Source organism: Bradyrhizobium sp., assembly GCF_016462955.1.
In the GTDB taxonomy this organism is placed as follows: domain Bacteria; phylum Pseudomonadota; class Alphaproteobacteria; order Rhizobiales; family Xanthobacteraceae; genus Bradyrhizobium.
The window spans coordinates 16,120-18,045 of the sequence record NZ_JAEMSD010000080.1 but is presented as its reverse complement, the minus strand read 5'-3'; the positions used below and the strand labels follow the sequence as shown (position 1 = coordinate 18,045).

The following is a 1,926-nucleotide window of genomic DNA, read 5'->3' as shown; positions in this document are numbered from 1 at the left end:
GAGATCGTCACCACCGCGGTGGAGCATCCCGCCGTGCTGTCGCTGGTCGAGGAGCTCGGCGGCCGCGGCATCAAGAGCCATCTCATTGCCGTGGATACGCGTGGCCGGCTCGACATCGAGGCTTACAGGCGCGCACTCGGCCCGCGCACCGCGATCGCGTCCGTGATGTGGGCGAACAACGAGACCGGCACGGTCTTTCCGGTCGAGTTCCTGGCCAAGATGGCGCGTTCCGCCGGCGCGCTGTTTCACACCGATGCGGTGCAGGCCGTCGGCCGGCTTCCGATCGATCTCAAGGCGAGCGAGATCGACATGCTCTCGCTGTCCGGCCACAAGCTGCACGGTCCCAAGGGCATCGGCGCGCTCTATGTGCGCAAGGGAACGAAGTTCAAGCCGCTTATCCTGGGCGGTCCGCAGGAGCGTCGCCGCCGCGCCGGCACCGAAAACGTTCCCGGCATCGTTGGTCTCGGCAAGGCCGCCGAGCTTGCGGCGGCGCAGCTCGAACGGGAATGGGCGGAGATCGCCGCCCTTCGCGACCGGATGGAGAAGGGCATCCTGCGGCTCGGACAGTGCATGGTGCTGGGCGACGTCAAGAGCCGGCTGCCGAACACCTCGAACATCGCCTTCGAGCATGTCGAAGGCGAAGCGATCATCCATCATCTGAACCGCGCCGGCATTGCCGCCTCGCTGGGGTCGGCCTGTGCCTCCGGCTCGATGGAGCCGTCACACGTGTTGCGGGCGATGCATGTGCCGGCCGCATCGCTGCGCGGCGCGATCCGTTTCTCCCTGTCCCGCGAGACCACGGCCGAAGAAATCGACCGGGTCCTGCTGGCCCTGCCTGAGATCCTTTCGAAACTGAGAGCATTGTCTCCGTCGTGGCAAGAGCGCGCGAGCGACACCTCTCGTCCTGCGGAGATGAGCCTATGAAAGTTATGATTCGTCGCTCGCCGGAGACCGGCCTGTCGATCTACGTGCCGAAGAAGGATCTCGAGGAGCCGATCGTGGACTCCGAGCACGAGACGCTCTGGGGCGGCTGGATCAAGATCGCCAATGGTTGGGTGCTGGACCTGCCGCAGATGGCCGCCGATACCAACCTGCCGATCACCATCAACGCCAAGAAGCGCGGCGGCGAGGGAGACGAGTGATGAACGCTCCGGTCCCGCAGATCGATTTCGCCGCGCCCGCGGACGCCGAAGCCATTCTCAGCGAGGTTGTCTCGCGGCTGCGTGGCGGCAATGTCATTCCCTATCTCGGGCCAGGCGTCGCCGAGCTCGGCGAGCCGGCCGTGCCGATGAACCCGGAGGCGCTGGCGGCCTTCTTCGGCACCAGGGTCGCACTGCCGCGCCGCGCCCGCGGCAATGCCTGGGCTTCGGCGCAGCACATCGAGAGCACCAGGCACCGTGCCACCGTGACCGCGCTGATGGCGGAAGCCTTCGCCACCCCGGTCGCACCGACCGCGCTCCATCGCCATCTCGGCACCATGCCGCTGCCCTTGATCGTCGACAGCTGGTACGACGGCGCGATGCGCAGTGCGCTCGCCGGACGACAAGATTGGGGCGAGATCCAGGGGATCACCCGCGCCGGCATCGGCGAGGACCGCTGGTACCGGTTCTACGATGCCGAGGGCCAGGAGGTCGATCGAGCGCTGGCCAAGGCCTGGACCACGATCCTCTACAAGCCGCACGGCAGCGTCGCGCCGGCCAAGAACTTTCTGATCTCCGATGCCGACTATGTCGAAGTGCTGACCGAGATCGACATCCAGACGCCGATCCCGGACGAGGTGAAGGTGCGGCGGACCGGCCGCAGCTTCCTGTTTCTCGGCTGCCGTTTCAACGACCAGCTGCTGCGCACCTATGCGCGGCAAGTGTCGAAGCGTTCGACCGACACCCATCATGTCGTGGTCGAGCCCGATGCGCTCTCGAAGAACGA

Annotated in this window: 3 protein-coding genes; all 3 read left to right on the top strand. The window is 66.5% G+C overall.

Translation table 11 applies throughout. From position 1 onward, the window contains the following. On the top strand, positions 1 to 924 hold a 924-nt coding region (locus JHD07_RS11535; RefSeq protein WP_291622071.1), incomplete at its 5' end, for an aminotransferase class V-fold PLP-dependent enzyme. Further along, positions 921 to 1,142, top strand: a complete 222-nt coding sequence (gene nifT, locus JHD07_RS11530; RefSeq protein WP_291622069.1) for a putative nitrogen fixation protein NifT — start codon at positions 921 to 923, stop codon at positions 1,140 to 1,142. The genes JHD07_RS11535 and nifT, both read left to right, overlap by 4 nt. After that, positions 1,142 to 1,926, top strand: a 785-nt coding sequence (locus JHD07_RS11525) for an SIR2 family protein (RefSeq protein ID WP_291622067.1), incomplete at its 3' end; no start/stop codon positions are given. The genes nifT and JHD07_RS11525, both read left to right, overlap by 1 nt.

Bases quoted from the DNA above. Each gene is read 5' to 3' on its own strand.
- nifT (WP_291622069.1), top strand. From the start codon at position 921: ATGAAAGTTATGATTCGTCGCTCGCCGGAGACCGGCCTGTCGATCTAC.